Genomic DNA, 19,710 nt, shown 5'->3' with positions numbered 1-19,710 from the left:
GGAAAATAATGGAACAAGAACAAAAAATTCAATATCCTTGTACTTGGCATTATCGTATCATTGGGAATAGCAAAGAGGAATTATATTTAACTGCGCTTGAACTAATAGATAAGGAGTTTATCCACTCACCTGCCAAAGAAAGCAGCAAAGGCAAATACCATAGCATTAATATAGAAGTCGTTGTCTCTAGCCAAGAGGAACGCGATGCAATCTTTGCAAAACTACATCACGATGCAAGGATTAAGTTTGTTCTCTAAAGCAATCTTTCTTAGCATTGTCTTAAGCTCTCAAATCCTACTTTACGCGGAATCTCTTTCTGAAATTCCTATTATTTTTGATTCCAAAGCCGCGACAAAATGTTTATTGCAACATTATAATATGTTAGAAAGCAAGGGACAAAATAATATAAACTTCCGCGACAACCAAACGCTCACTTGGAATCTTACACCTAACGACATTACGCCTTTGACAGAGGCTTTGCAAACACAAAAACTAATAGACTCTTTCGTGTTTCCTTATCCATTAGGAAGTTTTGCCAGAAAGCCTTATGAGGATAGCTCTAGGATTCGTGATGTATTATTCTTTTCTACAATTTATGGAGCAAATGAAGCGGAAGTTAAACAGCATTTAAAACCTCTCGTGTGGTTAGATGACACCGAGATACTTTTCAACACCAAAAATGGTGCTTATGACGCTTTAAAACGCGTGAAAAATCGCTTAGAGAGCCTCATTGAATCCAATCCTCCCCTTAAAATTTATTTACAAAATATTGGTGGAACTTTTAAATGGCGCAAAATCGCAGATTCTCAAAATCTAAGTGCGCATAGTTTTGGAATCGCGATAGATATTAATGTTGCCCATTCTCGTTATTGGTTATGGGACTTTAAAAAACACGCGCTTAGCACTTCACAATCTGTCGCTACGATTCCATTAGAAATCATTGAAGCGTTTGAAAGTGAAAATTTTATTTGGGGCGGACGCTGGTGGCATTATGATACAATGCATTTTGAATATCGCCCAGAGATTTTATGTTATGCCCAAAGCCTTTGGGATTCCAAACAATAACCTTTAGAATCCCGCAAACTAGGATAAAAGTCTAATTTGCAACCTTTTTAAGACATTTTTCGCAAACCACATAAAGCAACATATCGTGTCCCACAGGCTTGGCGTTGTAAGAATTTGTAACTTCTACTTGTAATCTTTCAATTTCATTGTTACAAAACTCCTCAATATTACCACATTCTACACAAATAATATGGTCGTGGTGCAAACCGCTTGCAATTTCATAACGTTTTCCACTTTTATCTACTTCAATAGAATTGATAAATCCCTCTTTTTCAAGAAATGAAAGAATACGATAAATAGACGAAATACTTGCGTTAGCACAGGTTTTACGAATGATTGCAAAAATATCCTCTGGACTTAAATGCCCGCCATCATCATAAAGTGCTTTGAGTATAAATTCGCGTTGTTTAGAATTTTTGAGATTATTTTTTTTAATAGATAAATGCAATCTATCTAAAATTGTTTTGAGAGATTCTTTATATTTTTTCATTTGAAATCCTTGCGTTTAAGGTGTTATGTAATTTAAAATATTTTAATTGTAGCAAAATATTATAAAATAAATCAAATATAAAATAAGAATCATTTTTATATTATATTAAGTTGATATTAATTATCATTTTGCAGAATAAATTCTGATTAAAATTTTATTTAAGGAGTGAATGATGTCCGTTTTAGTGATTGGTGGTGATGAAATTACACCCATTAAAGCCGTTTTGAAAAACTTAGGTTGCAAATCCATTACACATTGGGACGGCAGGCGAGAAAGTATCAACCACAAAGATTTGCCCCAAAACATTGGCTGCCTTGTAATGCTTACGAATTTTTTAAATCACAATACAATGCGAAAATTTCGCACAGAAGCTAAAAAGAAAGATATTCCTGTTATCTGTGCCAAACGAAGCGTAAGTTGTTTATATTGTGAATTTATGAAAACATTTGGTAATGAAAATTGCCCTTGTGGCAGCTTTTAATTTTAATTTTAATTTTAATTTTGTAAAATTATTCTTAAATTATATTTTATTTTAATTTAAGGATAAGAATGCTGCCTGCCCTGCTTGAACCTCTTGGCAATTTAACGATTCTTATTGTGGAAGATGACCCAGTCGCGTTAGATTTGCTAAGGATTCCATTAGAACGTCGTTGTCGCAAGATTCTGACTGCCAAAAAAGGCGAAATCGGTTTGAAACATTTTAAGAATAATGTGATTGACATTGTAATTACCGATGTCAATTTAGAGGGTAAAATAGATGGAATCGCGATGATTAAAACTATGCGTAAAACCAATCCAAATATTCCTGTCATTTTTATGACAGCTTATAGTGATGAAGAAAAAATCAACGAAATGATTAAACTAAACGCTTGTTCGCTTATCAAAAAGGCAGTGGATTTAGAGGAACTCTTTGTATTGTTGCTAGGAATCAACAAACAATTACACAAAGAACAAACCGTGGATTTGGGACAAGGTATCTTTTATCGCAAAAGAGATAAATCCATCTTAAAAGGCTTTGCAGTCTTTGAACTCACAGATAGAGAATGCCAAATCTTGGATTTGTTGATTAATGCGGATGGTTTTCCTGTAACCTATGAAGAATTCCACAAAAAAATTTGGAAAGGACAGCAAATGACAATGGATTCCTTGCGTATGCATGTTAATAGCATTCGCCGTAAGACTTATCACGACCTCATTCGCAACCATTCCCGCTTGGGTTACAAACTCAATCGCATTATTTCAGAATAATCCAAATCTAGGATTCCAATCAAGATTCGCCTTTTGCGCTTGGATTCTTTGCAGCTTCTTTGGAATCCTATAAAGCTTGGAATCCTTAATAAAGTTCGCTCCTGTTTGATGAAAGCAAAATTTTATTCCTGCAAGTTTTGCTTGTTGTTGCAAAGAAACTACCCAAGCAAAATCACATACTCTAGCATTCAATCCCGATTCTCCACCCACACTAATTTCTGAAATTTTGCTAGAATCCAAAAAGGGAGTTAAATCCAAACTCTCCAAAAGTGGTGCGCAAACAATCCAACGTGTTACGATAGGTAACTCTAAAAATAAAGGTAACCTTACCTTTGCTTCCTTTTGGGATTCCACACTGCAACCTACAATGACATTTGGATAACCCTCCCCCCAATTACTAGGAATACATTGCAAGAATCGCACAATGCGTTTGGTAAAAAAGATAAAAGTGCAATCCTTGCGCTCTGCAATCATTTTCCAAACTTCCGCCCTCCACTCCTCTGCACTTTCTAGCAAAAAATCACTACTAAAACATAGCCAAATTTTTGAATGACTTGGAATCTTATAATCTCCATTGCGTCTTTTGGCAATAGGCAAATAAAAATTGCGTGTTTTATCAAGTTTCTTAGCGTTTTTTCCAACAATAGAATCTATTGCAAAAACATAACAATTCCTACAACCCTCACTAAAGCGCACACAGCCGTGCCAAGGGTTGTAGGCAATCTCTAAGGGCGTATCAAAGAATGGGAGTTTAGGATAACGCATAGATAAGAATCCTTAAAACAAATGCTTATTATAAGATAAATGTTGTAAATTTGTTATAATGCAAATCTTTATTTGGATTTTATTGGAGTTTTTATGGAAATCTTTGCAAACCTTACCACAATTTTTTTTATCGTGCTTATCTGTGGTTTATTTATCGCTGGTATTCGGTTAGAATCTTTAAAAATAAACTCCCCCTTTGCTTCTTATATTCCAATGCTTCTTACCTCACTTGGAATCTTGGGAACTTTTATAGGAATCTCAATAGGACTTGCGACATTTAATCCATCAGATATTGATAGCAGTATTGCAAACTTACTAGCAGGAATGAAAACTGCATTTTACACTAGCCTTGCTGGTATGGCTTCCTCTATCCTATATCAAAGCATTAAAAAGACAAAATTTATCCACAAATCTACCCCCTCCGCTGCCGCTACCACACAAGAAAATATCCTACCTCTTTTAGCGCAGCAAGTCAATGCGCTTCAAGAGATTATTACTCTAAATAAAACACAAGAATCCGCCCTTGTAGCGCAAATTAAGCTATTAGAAACAGATATTAGCACAAAGCTAAACAATATTGACAAAAACACATTAGAATCCCAAACATATTTCACAGAAACACTAGAAAAAACAATCGCACAAATACCAAAAGAAATGCTGCTTCAAACAAATATTTTCGTTAAAATAGCAGAGAATATAGGAAATCAACAAGAATCTTTTAGAGAATTCCAAAATACTTTATGGGATAAATTTCAAGAATTTGCCGATATTTTATCCAAATCCGCCACAGAACAAGTCATAGAAGCGTTAAAGCAAGTGATTGTAGAGTTTAATAACAACCTAACAGAGCAGTTTGGAGAGAATTTCAAAGAGCTTAATACAGCAGTTTTCACGCTAGTGCAATGGCAGGAAAACTACAAAACGCAAATTGCACAAATGATAGAACAATACGCACTAGGGGCAGAATCCATAACGCAAACTTCACAAGCTGTCTTAGAAACAAAAGATTCAATCTCAAAAATCCAAGAGGCAACACAAAACATTCCACAGACTATGGAATCCCTAACAGAGATTTTAGAGATTCAAAAGGGACAACTAACCTTGCAGCAAAAGCAAGTAGAAAATCTGCAAAACGATTTAGAGGCTTTCGCAGAAATAAAAGACAAGGCGACACAATCCCTGCCCTATATTTCAGAAAAAGTTAATCAAATCACAGAGGATATTTTAGATTCTGTTACTAAAACGACCAATCATTATGAAGCCTTGCAAGGCAGAATCAGCGAGATACAAGAACATTTTAGAGAAAGCACTGAACATTTCAAAAATCAACTTGGTAGCCTCATAGAAAACTCTATTGCCGCTATGCAAAAGGATATGGAATCTCAAATAAAGAAATCAATGCAATCTCTAGGAGAATCTCATCAAACCATACAAGAAGATATGGAGAGAGAAATTGATAATTCTATGGCTAGCATAGGCGGAGCATTAGCGGAGATTGCCAAGAAAATCGTAGCAGAATATAACAAAATGCAAAAATATAATGGATAGGACTTTAAGATGGATAATTCTTCAAACTCTAGCGAAAACAGCGGAGAATATTGGCTTACCATATCGGATTTAATGTCTGGGCTTATGGTGGTATTTCTGTTTATTTCTGTGGCATTTATGCGATATAAAGAAAGCGAAAATGACAAAATTAAAAATATAGCCATTACCTATGAAAAAAACCAAACAGCAATCCATAAAGCACTCCACGAGGAATTTAAGTTGGATTTAAAGAAATGGAACGCTTCTATCAATGGCGAAACTTTATCTTTTGAATTTAATTCCCCTGAAGTGCTTTTTAAAACAGGAAGTAGTGAGATAAATCGTCATTTCCAACAAATTCTATCAGACTTTATCCCTCGTTTTTTAAAAACTTTGGAGCAATTCAATCCAAGTATTCAAGAAGTGCGCATAGAGGGACATACCTCATCAGAATGGCAGCAAGAAAAAAATCAAAACACTGCGTATTTTAAAAATATGCAACTCTCTCAAGAGAGAACTTTGAGCATTTTAAAATATTCCTACTATATCCCGCAAGTATCCATAAAGCAAAAAGAATGGATAAAATCAAACCTTGTTGCTGTGGGCTTTTCATCATCAAAAATAATCGTTGATTTAAACGGAATAGAGGATAAGAAACGCTCAAGGAGAGTTACTTTTCGTATCATCACTAATGCAGATAGCGAAATCAGAAAAATTCTAACAGGGATTTAAATGTTTTCAAAAACAAAAAATATAATCCAGAAACTTGTAAAAATAACCGACACGATTCAGATTACACCCGAAAAAATGGATTATGAGAAGCTAAAAATATTAGAGCAACTAGAGATTGGAAAGGAAATTGAACTTGAATGGATACATCCAACTAGCAACGGGCTTTTAAGCTATAAAGGTTTTCAAGTCTTACTCTATATTCCAGACCATACTTCAAAATTTCATTCTCCACTGCAAGAATTAATAAAGTATCCAGAAAAATGCAACAAATTCCACATTGCAAATTGTGAAAAATTACAAGAAATGAGTCGCAACAAAAGATACAACAGATACATAGCCACCATAGATACAAGCGGACAATTCATTATAGATGGCAAAGATAGAGGAATGATTACAGAGGCAAGAGTTGTTTTAAGGGTTTGTAAGTATTGTCTAAATTTTATTAATTACCAAAATTACGCCAATAGCAACCCAAATCACAAAAAAGATATATTTGATTCCTTTGACATCAAAGAATTTCTAGCCACTTATGAAACACATTTTGAACAACTGCCAAAACAAACAAAATACAAGCCAAGCTATGCAAATAATTGGAATCAAGTTTCTGAAAATTATAGAAAAAGTAAAGATTATGTTTGTGAGATTTGCGGAGTAGATTTGTCGCAATATAAATATTTATTACAAGTGCATCACAAAAATGGCGTAAAGAGCGACAATTCCTATTCAAATCTAATAGCACTCTGTGCAGTCTGCCACAGAAGCCAACCCAATCATCAGCATTTGTATGTTAGCCCACAGGATACTAAAAAGATAGAAAATTTAAGAAAACATAGCGCAACACCCATTATAGAGCTAGATGATGAGATTCCTTTTTAGTATAACCCTATCAATTTAACTATTGCTTAATCCCCAAAAGCGTGGTAATCATCTCATCAATAGCTGAAATCATTTTTGCATTTGCACTATAACCTGTTTGAAATTTAATGAGATTCACCAATTCATCATCTACGGAAACTTCTGAAATGGTTTTGTATTCTTTCTTGATTGAATTATACACTGCCTCTTTGGTTTCTTGTGTTATTTGCGTTCCCTCTGTCTGTGAAGCAACCTTGCTTGCAATATAGCGAAAATATCCACTAATCGTCTCCTGTCGCTCTTCCCTGTCATAAACATCGGTAAAAGTGATTTTATCATATTGTAATTGTTGCATCATATTTGCAACTTCAAAGTTACCATTGACTGCTTCACGATACGCACGAATCAAGGTTGGGTCATCACGATAAGCCCTCGCAAGCTCTATATTACTTGCGTCATTTCCGTCAAAAAAACGATTGACACCAAATGCACCTGCGAAATTTGTGCCATTGTCTTGAATAGAAATATAAATTTCCTCGCTGGGATTCTTAGAAGTAATCGCAAAGGTTTGCGTGTCGTTATTATAAGTCGCTTGGAATCGGTCATCAAAGTCATTCAAAGCATTGCCATCTAAATTATCATCAAGATTTGCATTAAGCTGGTCAATAATACTTTGCATATTGGTAAGATTATCTATTTTAACCTCACGCGCACCGAGCTCATTGCCCTGCTTGTCATACATTACAACCTTGAAACTTCCCTCGCGGATATTATAGCCACTTGTTGTCAATGCGTCTTGTGTATTAATATAGAGCTTATCACTACGCGCCCCCAATTGCGAGCATTGCGCATAAATATTGTTGGTTGCTTCAATGATTCCATTAGCAAAAGTATCTAAATCATTAATATAAACTTGCAATTTCCCCAAAGTTCCTTGACAAGTAAAAACCTCTTCGGTGCGAATCAAATCCAATAATGCCCCAACTTTCCCTTCGTTTAAGACATTGGTTAAATTGTATTCTTTGTGGTCTCTGCGTAGGTATTTAATCGTATAGATTCCGCTTTCATTTTGAGAATTATCCAAAGTCAAAGGATGCCAAGATTCCCCATCTACAATAGACCTTCCACCAATAGTCAATGTGTAATCCTCGTCAAAATCCGCGATATTTTTATTCACGCACGCACTCCCTTTGACTTCTTGCTTGAAAACTTCACAACCGATAAGATTGTTAATCTCAAACTCATATTGGTCACGCAAATCACGTAAATCATTTGCTTTTCTATTCAAATCTTGATTTTCATACTCATTAATTTGCTTATTAATCATCGCAATTTGTTCTGCCAAGCGATTGACTTCCTCCACTGCAACTTTAACTTCATCATTCAAACGTTGTTGTAAATACACCAAGGAATTGCGTGTTTCTTGAATATTTTTAGAAAGTGTATTTGCCTGCTCCGCTAATGCAATCTTTTGCGCAGGGTCTCCTGCTTTGGTGGCTAAATCTTTCCAAGCATTAAAGTAATTCTGCAAATCATTGTAGATTCCTACTCCATCAATTTCTGGATAATACGAAGAAGCCTCCCTAAGTCCTGCAAAACTCGTGTCGTAATAGGTTTTTTCTGAAGTGGCTTTTTTGTAGCGCATAAAAGTATATTCATCGTGTATGCGCTCCACCGTCATAATATCAAGCCCTTGTCCTAGAGCATAATTTTGCTTCCAAAGTGGAGTCTCTGCAGCACTTCTGACGACTTGTCTAGAATAAAATTCATTATTTGCATTCGCGATATTATTACTTGTTGTATCCACCATTACCTGATGCCCAGTCAAGCCTGTGTATGGAGTATTTAATGATGAAAGCAATCCTCCCATAGCGCACCTCCTTTACACTTCGGTATGCAGAAAGGATGCATTGCCTAAGGATTGTTTTTTATAACCGCGTTCTTCAACGGGAACAATTTTGCTTAAAAGAGAGCTGTAAAATTCTGAAACCGCTAAGGACATCTTGCCAAAACGATAATTGAGATTCTTTAAAACCTCTAATTGATCGTGGAGCTCTGCAGTGCATTCACTTGCACCCTCACCCAAGAGATATTGTTTGTCCTCGTAAGTTAAATCCTCTAAAGTAGCGTTGGGATATTCTGTGCGCAAACGCTCTTCAATACTTTTAGCGTAGGCTTCTTTTTTGCGAATAAAAGACGCAATTAATTCCTCTTTTTGTGGAATCCTTGCAAAGACGGCTTCGTTATTTGCGATTTTAACATCGGCAATATCTTGTTCTGTAATTGCAATGAGTGCTTTAATATCTTCTAAAGCATCTTTTAAGAACTGCAAAGACATGAGATAACTCCTATAAAATAGACTTATCTCTTATCTAAGCAATTCTTGTGCCAACTTTTGCGCACTCTCCTTTAAATCTAATTTATAAGTGCCATCTTTAATGGCGGCTTTGATTTCATCTAGTCTAGCGCTAGAGGTTTTTGCAGTTTTTTCTGCCTGTGGTTTTTCATTGACTGATTCATTTCTTGCATTATTAATCTGCGAAGTATTTTTATTATTCGCTTGATTTATTGCATTTGAAAAAACCGAATTACTCATCAAATGACTAATCATAATTTTCTCCTTTCTTAAAAAATCTTTCCATTAATATCGGCTATTTTTGAAAAAACTAAAATGATTCACGCACACTTTTTGAAACATCTTGCAAAAACTTTTCTGTATCGGACTTTGGAGGGGCAATTTGCTGACCATCACCATATAATGGAACATTAGGACCTCCAATTTTAATTGTATATAAAATTACAAAGAGCATAAAATAAATAAAAAGCCCAAATCCCATAGATGGCACAAACCAATCTTTCATCATTGCTCCTTGAAATAATATTTTCAAATATTAGAAGTATAGCAGAATTTTGTTTTTTAATGAAATATAAAAAATTTTATAATTTTTTATATTTCTTGCGGCAAACCGCTCTTTTTGTGCTATAATCTACTTTCTCTAAATAATTTTATCCCAAAACTACACTGAATCAGGGGCGAATCTATGCGACTTTTTAAAATTCTTAAATCAACATTCTTTAAACATTCTTTAAAAACCTTTTGTCTTTTTGGCGCATTTGGGGCAGTTTGCGCCAATGCTGCAAATATTCAAGAATCCCAATGGGAACAAGGACAAACACTACTTACATTTTTTGAAAAAAACAGAATCCCTTTAAAAGTTTATTATGATTTAGCCCCAGAAGATAAAGAACTCGCCGATGAAATTATTAGCGGTAGCACATTTTATACACTCTATGAGGATTCCACTTTGTTGCAAGCTTTAATCCCTATCAACGAAAATTCACAACTGCATATTTTTAAAGAAAAAGATTCTTATGGTATGCGAGCAATCCCTGTAGCTTATTTCACGGAAGAGCGAACAATTGCTCTTTCTGTAGAAAATTCACTTTATAATGACATCGTTAAACTCACAGGGGATAAATTTTTGGCAAATGATTTTATCCAAGCCTACAAAGGAAGTGTAGATTTTCGCCGCGAAGTGCGTAAAAATGATAAATTGGCTATCATTTATGAGCGCAAATATCGTTTGGGTAAGAACTTTGGCTCACCTAACATTAAAGCGTCTATTTTAAATGTTGGTAAGCGACATCAATATGTTGTGCGTCACGAAGATGGACAATTTTACGACTTAAAAGGCAATAATTTAAGTAAATATTTACTCACGGTGCCACTTCACTATAAACGCATTTCTTCTCACTTTTCTATGGGACGCAAGCACCCAATTCTTGGATATAAACGCCCGCATTTAGGGACAGATTATGCTGCGCCTCGTCATACCCCTATCCGTGCGGCAGGGAAAGGTAGGGTGATTTTTGCAGGCACAAAAGGTGGCTATGGCAAAACCGTGATTATTCAGCACGAAAATGGCTATAAAACACTCTATGCGCATATGCAAAAGATTGACCGCAAGATTCGGGCAGGTGTAAGCGTTGCACAAGGAAAACAAATCGGCACGGTAGGTAGCACAGGACTTAGCACAGGACCACATTTGCATTTTGGACTTTACAAAAATGGTAATGCGGTCAATCCAATTAAACATTTAAAAATTGCCCATTCAAAACTTAAAGACAAAGAAAAAGAGGAGTTTTTAATCCTTGCCAAAAATTACCAACAAGCCCTAAACACCGCTCTTACACAAAGCATTGACAACCAAACCCCATTTAAAAGAATCCAAAATGGCTACATTGTCTATCTTAATGCAGAGGACAAGAATTTAAACTAATGGCACTCAAAGATATTTCTAATATTCGTTTTTGCAGTTGCCAAGATTCGCAATATATCAAACCCAAACGAATGCTCTTCTGTGAAAACGGCAAAGAACGTAGTTGGGACATTATTGAAGCGCACGATAGTGTAGCGATTTTGCTTTATCATCAGCCAAAGGAATCTTTTGTTATCGTCAAACAATTCCGCCCTGCTGTGTATCTCAAAGAAAACATTCGTAAAACACAGAATCTCAAAGCTGAATTAGGTTATACCTTTGAACTTTGTGCTGGAATCACAGACAAGGAGGGAAAATCTCTCAAAGAAATTGCGCAAGAGGAAATCCTAGAGGAATGTGGCTATGCGATTCCACTAGAAAATATCCACAAAATTACAGAATTTTATAGCTCTGTTGGATTTGCGGGCAGCAAACAAACGCTTTTTTTTGCTACGATTGATGAATCGTGTCGGAAAAATCAAGGAGGTGGTATAGAAGATGAAAATATTGAGGTTGTTTTCATTTCTAAAAATGAAGCTTATAATTTTATTTTGGACGAATCTTACCCCAAAACCTCTGGTGTAATGTTCGCATTTCTTTGGTTTTTTAAAAATTTTGGGGGTTGTTAATGCAAAATCTTTCTGCACTCCAAGAACTCACCAAAAAATTAGACGAAATCAAGGAATCTTGGCAAATTTACACTATTTTTGAAACAGAAAAAAAACGTTTTAATGAAGAATTTGACGCACTCAAAAAGGATAAAGATTCCTTAATGGAATCTTTCAATGAAATATCCGCCAAAAATGCGTTGCTCTTAGCAGACAATAAAGAACTAGAACAAAGAAATAAAACCTTGACAAATGAGATTACTATCAAAGAGCAACAGCTTGAATCTCTAAACCAATCCCACTCTTTAGCAACTGATACTTTAGAATCCCAAACATTGGATTGGACAGCCTTAGAAACACAATATCAAAATCTTAAGAAATCTTTAAAATCCACAGAGAAAATCCTACAAAACATTTCTCTTGTGCGCCCAAAAGCCTTAGAGAAATTAGAGATTTCCTATCAAAAACACCAGCGACTGCTTGCCAACCCCGCTAAAGAGTATGTTCCTTTGGAATCTGCTACTTTGCTTTTTGATACCCTAACCAAAATACAATCCCAGCTCAAAACGCTTCTTTTGGAAAGCTCAAAGCTAGAATCTGAAATTCAACATTTGCAAGAGGATTCTAGCAAATTAGTGCAAACTCAGCCCAATCAAGCCCCCAAAGATTCTGGCGAATCCTCGCACGATTCGTAAATTTTAAAACCAATGGAACCATTAAATCTTTTCGTCTCTGCGATAGAATACTCTGCCAACCTCCATTTAGCAAATCTACTCAAATCCCTACAACAAACGCAAACCCCCTTTGTCCTTTATGGAATCTTTGATGAAGTGTTGATTCGGCAAGCGTTGAAAGAATCGCAAAACACTGCGCAGCCCAATGCAGATTCCGCACATTCTCATTTTTTCTCTCCAACTATTTACAATCCCGAATCCTTTCGCGTTATGGGATTTGTCGGGATTCTTAAACTCATTCCAAAATTTTTCAAACTCAAAAATCAGCTTGCACAAATTGCCTCCACTTGCGATGTAGCACTTTTTATGGATTCCTCTTCTTTTAATATTCCTTTAATCCAAACGATTCGCAAACTCATTTCCAAAACAAAATCTCAAAAAAAACCGCGCATTATTTATTATATCTTGCCTCAAGTTTGGGCTTGGAAACCTAAACGTGCGCGCATTTTAAGTGAAACTTGTGATGAATTATGGGGCATTTTGCCTTTTGAAAAAAACTTTTATCCAAAAACCGCTCCAATTACCTATATGGGACACCCACTTCTTGATGTGATTCCTTATTCCTTTGATGCACCTCAAAAAACCCAAAAAATCGCCTTTATGCCCGGCTCTCGTAGAAGCGAAATTCGTGCTTTGTTTCCTATTTTCAATCAACTTGCTCAAACCTTAAAAACGCAAGGGAAAAGTGCCATTTTGATTATTCCTAAATCTTTTGCAACACAAAACTTAAACGAAATCTATGGAGATATTAGTGCATTTGAAATTTCCTTTGATACTTATCTTGGATTACAACAAAGCGAATTTGCTTTTGTATGTAGCGGTACAGCAACTTTAGAATCTACATTGCTTGGGATTCCAACGATTTTAGCCTACAAAGCCAAAAGATTAGATTATTGGATTGCTAAAACTTTGGTTCATTTAAATTACATTGGTTTAGCAAATATTTTTTTAGAATTTCATTTTTTTAATGCCCCCAAAAACAATCCCAATCCCTCTGTTTTTCCCATTCACCCGGAATTTTTACAAGATTGCGTAAATGTAGAGAATCTGCAAAATGCGTATTTTCATTTTGATTATTCCTATTTTTTTAAACAAAAAAAGATTCTCTCTCAATATCTTGCACACGGCAGTGCGGAATCCTGCGCAAAAAAATTACAAAATTTTGCAAAAAATTTATAAAATAAAGGGCTTTTTAACCCTATTTTCTTTACTATATCTAAATTATTTTTATTCTTAAGGGAAGCTATGGAACCTATGACCAAATATGGTTATGATAAATTAATTTCTGAACTCAAAAATCTTAAAGAAGTTGAACGACCAAAAAATATTATTGAAATTGACACTGCAAGAGAGCACGGGGATTTGAAAGAAAATGCAGAATACCACGCTGCAAGAGAGCGTCAGCTCTTTTTAGATGCGCGTATTAATGAGCTAACACAACTTGTCGCAGATGCTCGCGTCATTGACCCATCTACACTAGAGCATAGCAAAATTAGCTTTGGTTCAACTATTAAATTAGAGGATTTAGATACTGAAGAAACTTTCACTTATACGATTGTTGGAGCAACAGAAAGCAATCCAGAAAAAGGTTTAATCTCTTACCATTCTCCCTTAGCTAAACAACTTTTAGGAAAAGTTGCGGGCGATGAAGTGAGCATAACTTTGCCAAAAGGGCGCGTAGAGTATGAGGTTTTAGAGATTTTTTATCAACCGATTCAATTCTAAGGCAATTGTATGGCAAATTTAAAAATTAAAACTTTAACCCCAAATGCTGTGATTCCAAAATATCAGAGCAAAGAAGCCGCAGGATTTGACCTTTGCGCGAGTGAAGATTTGATTTTGGAAAAAGGCAAATGGGCATTGATTCCCACCGGACTTAGTTTTAGTTTCCCCAAAGGATACGAAATCCAAGTGCGTCCTAGAAGCGGATTAGCCTTAAAATATGGCATTACGATTCTTAATTCTCCTGGAACGATTGATTCGGATTATCGGGGAGAAATCAAAATCATTGCGATAAACTTCGGCGACGAAGATTTCAAGATTAATACAGGAGATAGAATCGCACAAGCGGTGCTTTGTAAAGTCAAACAAGCAAAAATCAAAGTCGTTCAAACACTAGATAAAACAAAGCGTGGTAAAAAAGGTTTTGGAAGCACAGGAAAATAACAAAAGATTGAAATAAAGGAGAAAATTTGAGCCTAAAACAAAATGTAGATTTTATTAAAGAAGAAATGAGTAATGATGAAAAAATGCTAGAAAGCCTCATTCGTTTTGAGGGGTGGTTCAAACGTTACAAGATTCCACTCATTGCATTATTGGTTGGCATTGTGGTGCTTATCTTTGGCTATATGGGCAATAATTATTATCAAGAAAATCAACAACAAAAGCTTTCTAATCTCTATGAAGAAGCTCTAAAGGGAGATGAAAATGCAATCACTTCGCTTAAAAACTCTCAAAGCAGACTTTATGATTTGTATCTTTTTCAAAAAGCATTGGAATCCAATGATAAAGAAACTCTCAAAAAATTAGAATCCTGCAAAGACCCTATTATCGCACAATTTGCTAAATCGCAAAACGCATCTTTGAATCAAGATTTAAACACACTAGATTCCAAAGAATCGGGAGATTTTGGTTATTTACAGGCTGCATTTTTGGAGATTCAAGCAGGCAAGAGCAAGGAAGCAAAGGTGATTTTATCCAAAATCCAAAACGATTCTCCTATTAGAGATTTTGCCAATGCATTAGAACATTTGAGCATTCAAGGAAATAATGATGTCAAGAAGTAACATTCTTAAGAATCCTCTTTTATTATTTTTGAGTCTTTTTATATTTTTATCTCTTAGCGGGTGTGGTTCTAAATATTATTTTGAGCCAAAAGAGGAAGAAATTAAAGGTAAAATTTCCTTTAATGATTCTATTCCTTCCCCTATTGTTTCTCTTGTTCGTGATGGTGCAACCTTAAAAAACGGACAATTTATTACAAAATATTCTGAAATCCCAAATGTCTATCTCCCAAAAGATGCGCGGTATCTTAATCAAACAGAAGATTATTACTTAGCAAGCACCTATCAGTCTCTTTTATTAATACACAAAGAGGACAATACGCAAACTTCCATTACATTTGACAACACTCCCATTAGTGCTTCTATGTATGGACAGCTTATTGCGGTAATTTTTGATAACAATACTTTCGCACTCTATGATTTAAACAGAAGTCAAATTGCTTATAAACAAGACAGCGCATTAGCGCCTACCAACAATACATTGATTGCCGCACCCTATTTTTTAAATGATATTGTCGTTATACCAACCCTAGATGGAAAACTCGTCATCATAGATAAAAATAATATGCAAATGATTCGGAATATTGTTGTCAATGGTGATAAATATTTCAATAATGTGATTTTCTTAGAAGCAATCGGAAATCGTATGGTTGCAGCTACGCCTAAACGCATTATTTCTGTTAGCCCAAGCGTTATTAACACCTTTAATGCAAACATCAAAGACATTTTATTTTTTGAGGATAGAATCTTTATCTTTACAAGTGAGGGAGAAGTTATCTTAACAGACCAAGATTTAAACGAAAAACGACGTGTAAAATTTCCTTTTGCACATTTTACTGCAGCAAATCACGGAAGAAATATTGTGATTTTAGAAACACAAGGCTATCTTATTGTATTAGATGATGAATTGCAAAATAGCTCTATTTTCGCACTTCCAGATGAAATTACGAATCCCACATTTTCTGGAATGCGCAAAATTTTCGTTGGTAACAAAATTTTAGAAGTAGAATAGAGGCGTAATGATTCTCTGTGATATTGGTAACACCTTTTTACATTTTTATTATCGCGGCAGAATTTGGAAAGAGGAAAAAACCAAATTAACCCCTAAGGATTCCAAAGAGCTCATTATGTATATCAGCGTCAATGAGGATTCTACAAATGCCTTGCTCTATGCACATCCTCGCTGTTTTGACTTGACGCCTTATTTAAACATTGATACAAATTACAAAGGTTTAGGCATTGACAGAATCGCGGCTTGCAAGGCAATTAGCGATGGTGTCATCGTGGATGCAGGAAGTGCCATCACGGTAGATATTATGCAGCAAGGCATTCATCTAGGGGGTTTTATTATGCCCGGAATCGCAAAATATCGCAAAATGTTTAGCAGCATTTCTGTACTAGATTGTGAGATGAATTTGGGAGTGGATTTGGATACTTTCCCACAAAATACAAGGGACGCAGTAAGCTATGGTATGCTAAACTCTATCCTTTTAATGCTCAAAAACACCTCCAAAAATAAAAAAATTCACTTCACAGGAGGAGATGGCAAATTTCTTTCAAGATTCTTTAAGGATTGCTTTTATGATGATTTGCTTGTGTTTAAAGGAATGCAAAAAGCTATCAACGAAAACTTCACCTCACAAGGAATTTATGTATGATAAAAATTGCATTGCCCAAAGGTAGAATCGCAGACAAAACACTTCAAATTTTTGAAAAATTCGTAGGCGAGCCGCTTTGTTTTGATGACCGCAAACTCATCTTAACCAAAGAAAAATTTGAATTTATGCTTGTACGCAATCAAGATGTTCCTATTTATGTGGAGCGGGGAGCGGCAGATATTGGCGTCGTAGGATTAGATGTCTTGGAAGAGCAGCAAAGCTCGCTTGTGCGCCTGCTTGACTTGGGGTTTGGCAAATGCAAAATCGCTATTGGCTCTCCCAATCATTACATATTGGATTTTTCTAATCCAAATTTAAAAATTGCAACCAAAATGGTTAATATTACCAAAAGTTTTTTTGCCAAAAAGGCAATAAGTGTAGAGATTATCAAGCTTTATGGCTCTATTGAGCTAGCTCCTCTTGTGGGTATGGCAGATGCTATCGTGGATTTAGTAGAGACAGGAGATACTATGCGCCAAAATAACCTCAAAATTGATGAAATCATTATGGAAATTAGTGCTTATTTAGTTGCGAATCCTAATAGCTTTTATGCACAAAAATTAGAAATTTTGGAGATTCAAAAATTTTTTAAAACACAAATTTAATCTTAGATAAAGGAGTTCAAATGGGGCAGACGATTACAGAAAAAATCTTTTCAGACCACGTAGGAAAAGCAGTTTATGCAGGAGAAATTGTGGATTCTCCCATTGATATGGTGATTGGCAATGACATTACAACACCTCTTTCTATTAAGGCTTATGAGCAAAGCGGAGCGCAAAAGCTTGCAAATCCTGATGGATTCTGCATTGTAATGGACCATTTCATTCCCGCAAAGGACATTGCAAGTGCAAATCAGGCACGCATTAGTCGTGATTTTGCTAAAAAGCACAAATTAAAGCATTATTTTGATGAAAAAGATATGGGGATTGAACACGCGCTATTGCCAGAAAAAGGCTTGGTTGTCAGTGGCGATGTCATCATCGGAGCAGATTCCCACACTTGCACACACGGAGCTTTAGGAGCATTTAGCACAGGAATGGGAAGCACGGATTTGGCTTATGCGATGATTACAGGGAGAAATTGGTTTAAAGTCCCAAGTGCTATCAAAGTTGAATTTGTCGGCAAGCCTGCGCCCCATATCTATGGCAAAGATTTAATCTTAGAGATTATTCGTCAAATTGGCGTAGATGGTGCGCTCTATCAAACGCTTGAATTTTGCGGAGACGGAATCGCATATTTAAGTATGGACGACCGCTTTTCGCTTTGCAATATGGCGATTGAAGCAGGGGCAAAAAATGGAATCATCGCTCCTGATTCCATTACGCGTGAATTTTTGGCAAATCGTCCAAATTTACGCGCCAAACCAAAAGAATTTTTCTCTGACCCTGACGCACATTATACGCGCACTCTTACTATTGATATTAGCAAGCTTGAACCCGTAATCGCCTATCCTTATCTCCCAAGCAATGGCAAAAGCATTTCTCAAGCAGTCCAAGATGATTTGAAAATTGACCAGGTTTTTATCGGCAGCTGCACAAATGGACGCCTAAGCGATTTAAGAATCGCAAGCGAGATTCTAAAAGGCAAGAAAGTGCATTCTGATGTTCGCCTTATTATCACTCCCGGCACACAACAAATCTACAAAGAAGCGTATAAATTAGGCTATATTGATATTTTGCTAGAAGCGGGCGCACTGATTTCAAATCCAACTTGCGGTGCGTGCTTGGGCGGATATATGGGGATTTTGGGCGATAAGGAAAGATGTGTCTCCACCACCAATCGTAACTTCATCGGTAGAATGGGCGCACGCAATTCTGAAGTTTATCTTGCAAATTCTGCTGTTGCAGCAAAAAGCGCAATTGTCGGCAAAATCGCCGACCCGAGACTTTAGGATTCCGCATTCTCTTTGCGAGTAAATTTAACTTGTATGATAATACGCCCCGCTATGCCCTTGCGAGGAGATTTTTTGGTTTAAAAACCTCGCAATGACTGAAGTAGTTTGCCACGCGATTTGTAACCGCTCGCAAGGACACCTAATCTAACTCCTTACACATTCTTTCAAACTCTTGATAATATTTCCAAGATTCTACAATGTCGGGACGATATTGAGCTATTGTAGCCACTTCTTTATCAAGAACACATTTAATGTGTTTTCTTGCTTCAGGTTCTTGTTTAATATCATTTATCGTTAATGCCTTTGCGTCTTCTTGTTGGAATCTTTCCTCAAGTCATTCCATAAAATTTTTTAAATACTTACAGGATTCCTTATAAATCTCATTTGCTCTAAAAGATTCCGCCTTGTCTTTATCAATATAAACTCCGATGACTTCATTTGCTTTTCCCATAATTTCTTGATACAAATCTATCATTTGTGAATTATCACTATGAATTGCAAGGATAATTTTAAAATCCTTAGTTTTGAAAGTAAGGGGCAGAAATAAATAAGCACTTCCTTTAAAATATTGGTTTGCAGAACCTTTTTATGGCAATCCTGAATAGGAATAAATCCGAAATCCCTTGCTATGGTTTGCAACTTTGGAATAACACCATTGGAATTTAATTCCTTTGTATCTAAAAATGCAATTTTTAAAATATTCTTTTGCAATTCTTTTAAATGCGTATAAAAACTAAACAAATTTGAATAGGAATATCTTTTCAAGCCTTCTAAATTGTAATTGTTCAAGAGATTACACTACATCCTCAAAACAAAAAGTTTTGTCAAACTCTCTTGCAATAACTAAACTATGCAGTGTCCATCGTCCCACTCTTGCCAAATTATGTCTAAGAAGTTCCATAGGGTCTCTTGTTTGACACAAAAAAATGAACAAAAACAAAGATTTAATTCTTGGAGTTTTTCTTTATACTCTTGGTGGATTTTATAGAGTTGCTTTGCTTTTTTTATCTCTTGGTTGAGTTTTAAATATCCACCTTTATACCAAAACTTATCTGCTTTACTTAAGACTTCTCCTAAGAGATAAGCTAAATG

General features: G+C 35.6%; 26 protein-coding genes and 1 pseudogene. 18 read left to right on the top strand and 9 right to left on the bottom strand.

Annotated elements, in window-relative coordinates; genetic code table 11:
* Positions 1-8: 8 nt before the first annotated feature.
* Both K2N75_RS01775 and K2N75_RS01770 read left to right on the top strand, forming a co-directional pair.
* Entirely contained in the window at positions 9-257 is a 249-nt protein-coding gene (locus K2N75_RS01775) for a DUF493 domain-containing protein (protein ID WP_297681043.1), read from the top strand.
* On the top strand, positions 247-1,065 hold the full coding sequence (locus K2N75_RS01770) for a M15 family metallopeptidase (RefSeq protein WP_297681041.1): 819 nt from the start codon (positions 247-249) through the stop codon (positions 1,063-1,065). The genes K2N75_RS01775 and K2N75_RS01770 overlap by 11 nt, the downstream gene beginning before the upstream one ends.
* A 31-nt stretch (positions 1,066-1,096) precedes the next feature.
* Here K2N75_RS01770 and K2N75_RS01765 read toward each other — a convergent pair whose 3' ends face one another.
* Positions 1,097-1,555 (bottom strand): Fur family transcriptional regulator, encoded by a 459-nt coding sequence (locus K2N75_RS01765; RefSeq protein WP_297681039.1) that lies wholly within the window; start codon positions 1,553-1,555, stop codon positions 1,097-1,099.
* A gap of 172 nt (positions 1,556-1,727) precedes the next feature.
* Here K2N75_RS01765 and K2N75_RS01760 point away from each other — a divergent pair, with 172 nt between their 5' ends.
* Positions 1,728-2,036 (top strand): DUF2325 domain-containing protein, encoded by a 309-nt coding sequence (locus tag K2N75_RS01760; RefSeq protein WP_297681059.1) that lies wholly within the window; start codon positions 1,728-1,730, stop codon positions 2,034-2,036.
* A 68-nt stretch (positions 2,037-2,104) separates the two neighbouring features.
* On the top strand, positions 2,105-2,803 hold the full coding sequence (locus K2N75_RS01755) for a response regulator (RefSeq protein WP_297681037.1): 699 nt from the start codon (positions 2,105-2,107) through the stop codon (positions 2,801-2,803).
* On the opposite strand, the gene K2N75_RS01750 is transcribed toward K2N75_RS01755, so the two are convergent.
* Entirely contained in the window at positions 2,795-3,568 is a 774-nt protein-coding gene (locus K2N75_RS01750) for a DUF5131 family protein (RefSeq protein WP_297681035.1), read from the bottom strand. The two genes, K2N75_RS01755 and K2N75_RS01750, sit on opposite strands and share 9 nt — an antisense overlap.
* A gap of 93 nt (positions 3,569-3,661) precedes the next feature.
* Here K2N75_RS01750 and K2N75_RS01745 point away from each other — a divergent pair, with 93 nt between their 5' ends.
* From K2N75_RS01745 to K2N75_RS01735, 3 genes are read left to right on the top strand one after another with little or no spacing between them, the layout of a single operon-like run.
* Complete coding sequence (locus K2N75_RS01745; RefSeq protein ID WP_297681033.1) at positions 3,662-5,116, top strand: hypothetical protein; 1,455 nt, start codon at positions 3,662-3,664, stop codon at positions 5,114-5,116.
* Between the two features lie 9 nt (positions 5,117-5,125).
* Positions 5,126-5,827 (top strand): OmpA family protein, encoded by a 702-nt coding sequence (locus K2N75_RS01740; RefSeq protein WP_297578274.1) that lies wholly within the window; start codon positions 5,126-5,128, stop codon positions 5,825-5,827.
* Entirely contained in the window at positions 5,828-6,703 is an 876-nt protein-coding gene (locus K2N75_RS01735) for an HNH endonuclease (protein ID WP_297681031.1), read from the top strand.
* A 19-nt stretch (positions 6,704-6,722) separates the two neighbouring features.
* On the opposite strand, the gene flgK is transcribed toward K2N75_RS01735, so the two are convergent.
* The 4 genes from flgK to K2N75_RS01715 are packed head-to-tail and all read right to left on the bottom strand — an operon-like array spanning position 6,723 to position 9,543.
* Positions 6,723-8,552 (bottom strand): flagellar hook-associated protein FlgK, encoded by a 1,830-nt coding sequence (gene flgK / locus K2N75_RS01730; RefSeq protein WP_300119842.1) that lies wholly within the window; start codon positions 8,550-8,552, stop codon positions 6,723-6,725.
* 12 nt (positions 8,553-8,564) lie between these two features.
* Positions 8,565-9,020 carry a hypothetical protein gene (locus K2N75_RS01725; protein WP_297681135.1) on the bottom strand — a complete coding sequence of 152 codons (456 nt, stop codon included), beginning with the start codon at positions 9,018-9,020 and terminating at the stop codon, positions 8,565-8,567.
* A 30-nt stretch (positions 9,021-9,050) separates the two neighbouring features.
* On the bottom strand, positions 9,051-9,293 hold the full coding sequence (locus K2N75_RS01720; protein ID WP_297681136.1) for a flagellar biosynthesis anti-sigma factor FlgM: 243 nt from the start codon (positions 9,291-9,293) through the stop codon (positions 9,051-9,053).
* A 55-nt stretch (positions 9,294-9,348) separates the two neighbouring features.
* Positions 9,349-9,543 (bottom strand): hypothetical protein, encoded by a 195-nt coding sequence (locus K2N75_RS01715; RefSeq protein ID WP_115551535.1) that lies wholly within the window; start codon positions 9,541-9,543, stop codon positions 9,349-9,351.
* A 180-nt stretch (positions 9,544-9,723) separates the two neighbouring features.
* Between K2N75_RS01715 and K2N75_RS01710 the strand changes: the two genes are divergently transcribed.
* The 11 genes from K2N75_RS01710 to K2N75_RS01660 all read left to right on the top strand — a co-directional run bounded on the left by K2N75_RS01710 (position 9,724) and on the right by K2N75_RS01660 (position 18,615).
* The gene (locus K2N75_RS01710; protein ID WP_297681137.1) at positions 9,724-10,962 is read left to right on the top strand and encodes a peptidoglycan DD-metalloendopeptidase family protein; all 1,239 of its coding nucleotides are present in this window, start codon (positions 9,724-9,726) and stop codon (positions 10,960-10,962) included.
* On the top strand, positions 10,962-11,570 hold the full coding sequence (locus tag K2N75_RS01705) for an NUDIX hydrolase (protein ID WP_297681139.1): 609 nt from the start codon (positions 10,962-10,964) through the stop codon (positions 11,568-11,570). The genes K2N75_RS01710 and K2N75_RS01705 overlap by 1 nt, the downstream gene beginning before the upstream one ends.
* Complete coding sequence (locus tag K2N75_RS01700; RefSeq protein WP_297681141.1) at positions 11,570-12,244, top strand: hypothetical protein; 675 nt, start codon at positions 11,570-11,572, stop codon at positions 12,242-12,244. The genes K2N75_RS01705 and K2N75_RS01700 overlap by 1 nt, the downstream gene beginning before the upstream one ends.
* Before the next feature lie 12 nt (positions 12,245-12,256).
* Positions 12,257-13,462, top strand: a complete 1,206-nt coding sequence (lpxB, locus tag K2N75_RS01695; RefSeq protein ID WP_297681143.1) for a lipid-A-disaccharide synthase — start codon at positions 12,257-12,259, stop codon at positions 13,460-13,462.
* 66 nt (positions 13,463-13,528) lie between these two features.
* The gene (greA, locus tag K2N75_RS01690) at positions 13,529-14,008 is read left to right on the top strand and encodes a transcription elongation factor GreA (RefSeq protein ID WP_297681144.1); all 480 of its coding nucleotides are present in this window, start codon (positions 13,529-13,531) and stop codon (positions 14,006-14,008) included.
* A gap of 9 nt (positions 14,009-14,017) precedes the next feature.
* Positions 14,018-14,449 (top strand): dUTP diphosphatase, encoded by a 432-nt coding sequence (dut, locus tag K2N75_RS01685; protein ID WP_297681146.1) that lies wholly within the window; start codon positions 14,018-14,020, stop codon positions 14,447-14,449.
* A gap of 26 nt (positions 14,450-14,475) precedes the next feature.
* The gene (locus tag K2N75_RS01680; RefSeq protein ID WP_297681148.1) at positions 14,476-15,069 is read left to right on the top strand and encodes a tetratricopeptide repeat protein; all 594 of its coding nucleotides are present in this window, start codon (positions 14,476-14,478) and stop codon (positions 15,067-15,069) included.
* Positions 15,056-16,078 carry a hypothetical protein gene (locus K2N75_RS01675; RefSeq protein ID WP_297681151.1) on the top strand — a complete coding sequence of 341 codons (1,023 nt, stop codon included), beginning with the start codon at positions 15,056-15,058 and terminating at the stop codon, positions 16,076-16,078. The genes K2N75_RS01680 and K2N75_RS01675 overlap by 14 nt, the downstream gene beginning before the upstream one ends.
* A 7-nt stretch (positions 16,079-16,085) precedes the next feature.
* Positions 16,086-16,724, top strand: a complete 639-nt coding sequence (locus tag K2N75_RS01670) for a type III pantothenate kinase (RefSeq protein WP_297681153.1) — start codon at positions 16,086-16,088, stop codon at positions 16,722-16,724.
* Positions 16,721-17,329 carry an ATP phosphoribosyltransferase gene (gene hisG, locus K2N75_RS01665; protein ID WP_297681155.1) on the top strand — a complete coding sequence of 203 codons (609 nt, stop codon included), beginning with the start codon at positions 16,721-16,723 and terminating at the stop codon, positions 17,327-17,329. Before K2N75_RS01670 ends, hisG begins: the two co-directional genes overlap by 4 nt.
* 20 nt (positions 17,330-17,349) lie before the next feature.
* Entirely contained in the window at positions 17,350-18,615 is a 1,266-nt protein-coding gene (locus K2N75_RS01660) for a 3-isopropylmalate dehydratase large subunit (RefSeq protein WP_297681157.1), read from the top strand.
* Positions 18,616-18,757: 142 nt separating this feature from the next.
* On the opposite strand, the pseudogene K2N75_RS01655 reads toward K2N75_RS01660, so the two are convergent.
* The 3 genes and pseudogenes from K2N75_RS01655 to K2N75_RS01645 form a co-directional block, all read right to left on the bottom strand.
* Positions 18,758-18,940, bottom strand: a pseudogene (locus K2N75_RS01655) (DUF2972 domain-containing protein); the annotation flags it as partial.
* A gap of 12 nt (positions 18,941-18,952) precedes the next feature.
* Complete coding sequence (locus K2N75_RS01650; protein WP_297681159.1) at positions 18,953-19,093, bottom strand: hypothetical protein; 141 nt, start codon at positions 19,091-19,093, stop codon at positions 18,953-18,955.
* Positions 19,094-19,461: 368 nt separating this feature from the next.
* Positions 19,462-19,710 (bottom strand): hypothetical protein (locus tag K2N75_RS01645; protein ID WP_300119835.1); only part of this gene is annotated, 249 nt, incomplete at its 5' end.

Source organism: Helicobacter sp. (genome assembly GCF_029067145.1).
Classification (GTDB): Bacteria; Campylobacterota; Campylobacteria; order Campylobacterales; family Helicobacteraceae; genus Helicobacter_D.
This window is presented reverse-complemented; position numbering and strand designations above follow the sequence as displayed.

Excerpts from the sequence above, each read along its gene's own strand:
- K2N75_RS01765 (WP_297681039.1), bottom strand. The coding sequence starts at position 1,555 with ATGAAAAAATATAAAGAATCTCTCAAAACAATTTTAGATAGATTGCAT.
- hisG (WP_297681155.1), top strand. The coding sequence starts at position 16,721 with ATGATAAAAATTGCATTGCCCAAAGGTAGAATCGCAGACAAAACACTT.
- K2N75_RS01650 (WP_297681159.1), bottom strand. The coding sequence starts at position 19,093 with ATGATAGATTTGTATCAAGAAATTATGGGAAAAGCAAATGAAGTCATC.
- K2N75_RS01740 (WP_297578274.1), top strand. The coding sequence starts at position 5,126 with ATGGATAATTCTTCAAACTCTAGCGAAAACAGCGGAGAATATTGGCTT.
- K2N75_RS01760 (WP_297681059.1), top strand. The coding sequence starts at position 1,728 with ATGTCCGTTTTAGTGATTGGTGGTGATGAAATTACACCCATTAAAGCC.
- K2N75_RS01750 (WP_297681035.1), bottom strand. The coding sequence starts at position 3,568 with ATGCGTTATCCTAAACTCCCATTCTTTGATACGCCCTTAGAGATTGCC.
- K2N75_RS01670 (WP_297681153.1), top strand. The coding sequence starts at position 16,086 with ATGATTCTCTGTGATATTGGTAACACCTTTTTACATTTTTATTATCGC.
- K2N75_RS01725 (WP_297681135.1), bottom strand. The coding sequence starts at position 9,020 with ATGTCTTTGCAGTTCTTAAAAGATGCTTTAGAAGATATTAAAGCACTC.
- K2N75_RS01775 (WP_297681043.1), top strand. The coding sequence starts at position 9 with ATGGAACAAGAACAAAAAATTCAATATCCTTGTACTTGGCATTATCGT.
- flgK (WP_300119842.1), bottom strand. The coding sequence starts at position 8,552 with ATGGGAGGATTGCTTTCATCATTAAATACTCCATACACAGGCTTGACT.
- K2N75_RS01720 (WP_297681136.1), bottom strand. The coding sequence starts at position 9,293 with ATGATTAGTCATTTGATGAGTAATTCGGTTTTTTCAAATGCAATAAAT.
- K2N75_RS01755 (WP_297681037.1), top strand. The coding sequence starts at position 2,105 with ATGCTGCCTGCCCTGCTTGAACCTCTTGGCAATTTAACGATTCTTATT.
- lpxB (WP_297681143.1), top strand. The coding sequence starts at position 12,257 with ATGGAACCATTAAATCTTTTCGTCTCTGCGATAGAATACTCTGCCAAC.
- K2N75_RS01745 (WP_297681033.1), top strand. The coding sequence starts at position 3,662 with ATGGAAATCTTTGCAAACCTTACCACAATTTTTTTTATCGTGCTTATC.
- K2N75_RS01715 (WP_115551535.1), bottom strand. The coding sequence starts at position 9,543 with ATGAAAGATTGGTTTGTGCCATCTATGGGATTTGGGCTTTTTATTTAT.
- K2N75_RS01735 (WP_297681031.1), top strand. The coding sequence starts at position 5,828 with ATGTTTTCAAAAACAAAAAATATAATCCAGAAACTTGTAAAAATAACC.
- dut (WP_297681146.1), top strand. The coding sequence starts at position 14,018 with ATGGCAAATTTAAAAATTAAAACTTTAACCCCAAATGCTGTGATTCCA.
- K2N75_RS01710 (WP_297681137.1), top strand. The coding sequence starts at position 9,724 with ATGCGACTTTTTAAAATTCTTAAATCAACATTCTTTAAACATTCTTTA.
- greA (WP_297681144.1), top strand. The coding sequence starts at position 13,529 with ATGGAACCTATGACCAAATATGGTTATGATAAATTAATTTCTGAACTC.
- K2N75_RS01660 (WP_297681157.1), top strand. The coding sequence starts at position 17,350 with ATGGGGCAGACGATTACAGAAAAAATCTTTTCAGACCACGTAGGAAAA.
- K2N75_RS01675 (WP_297681151.1), top strand. The coding sequence starts at position 15,056 with ATGTCAAGAAGTAACATTCTTAAGAATCCTCTTTTATTATTTTTGAGT.
- K2N75_RS01700 (WP_297681141.1), top strand. The coding sequence starts at position 11,570 with ATGCAAAATCTTTCTGCACTCCAAGAACTCACCAAAAAATTAGACGAA.
- K2N75_RS01705 (WP_297681139.1), top strand. The coding sequence starts at position 10,962 with ATGGCACTCAAAGATATTTCTAATATTCGTTTTTGCAGTTGCCAAGAT.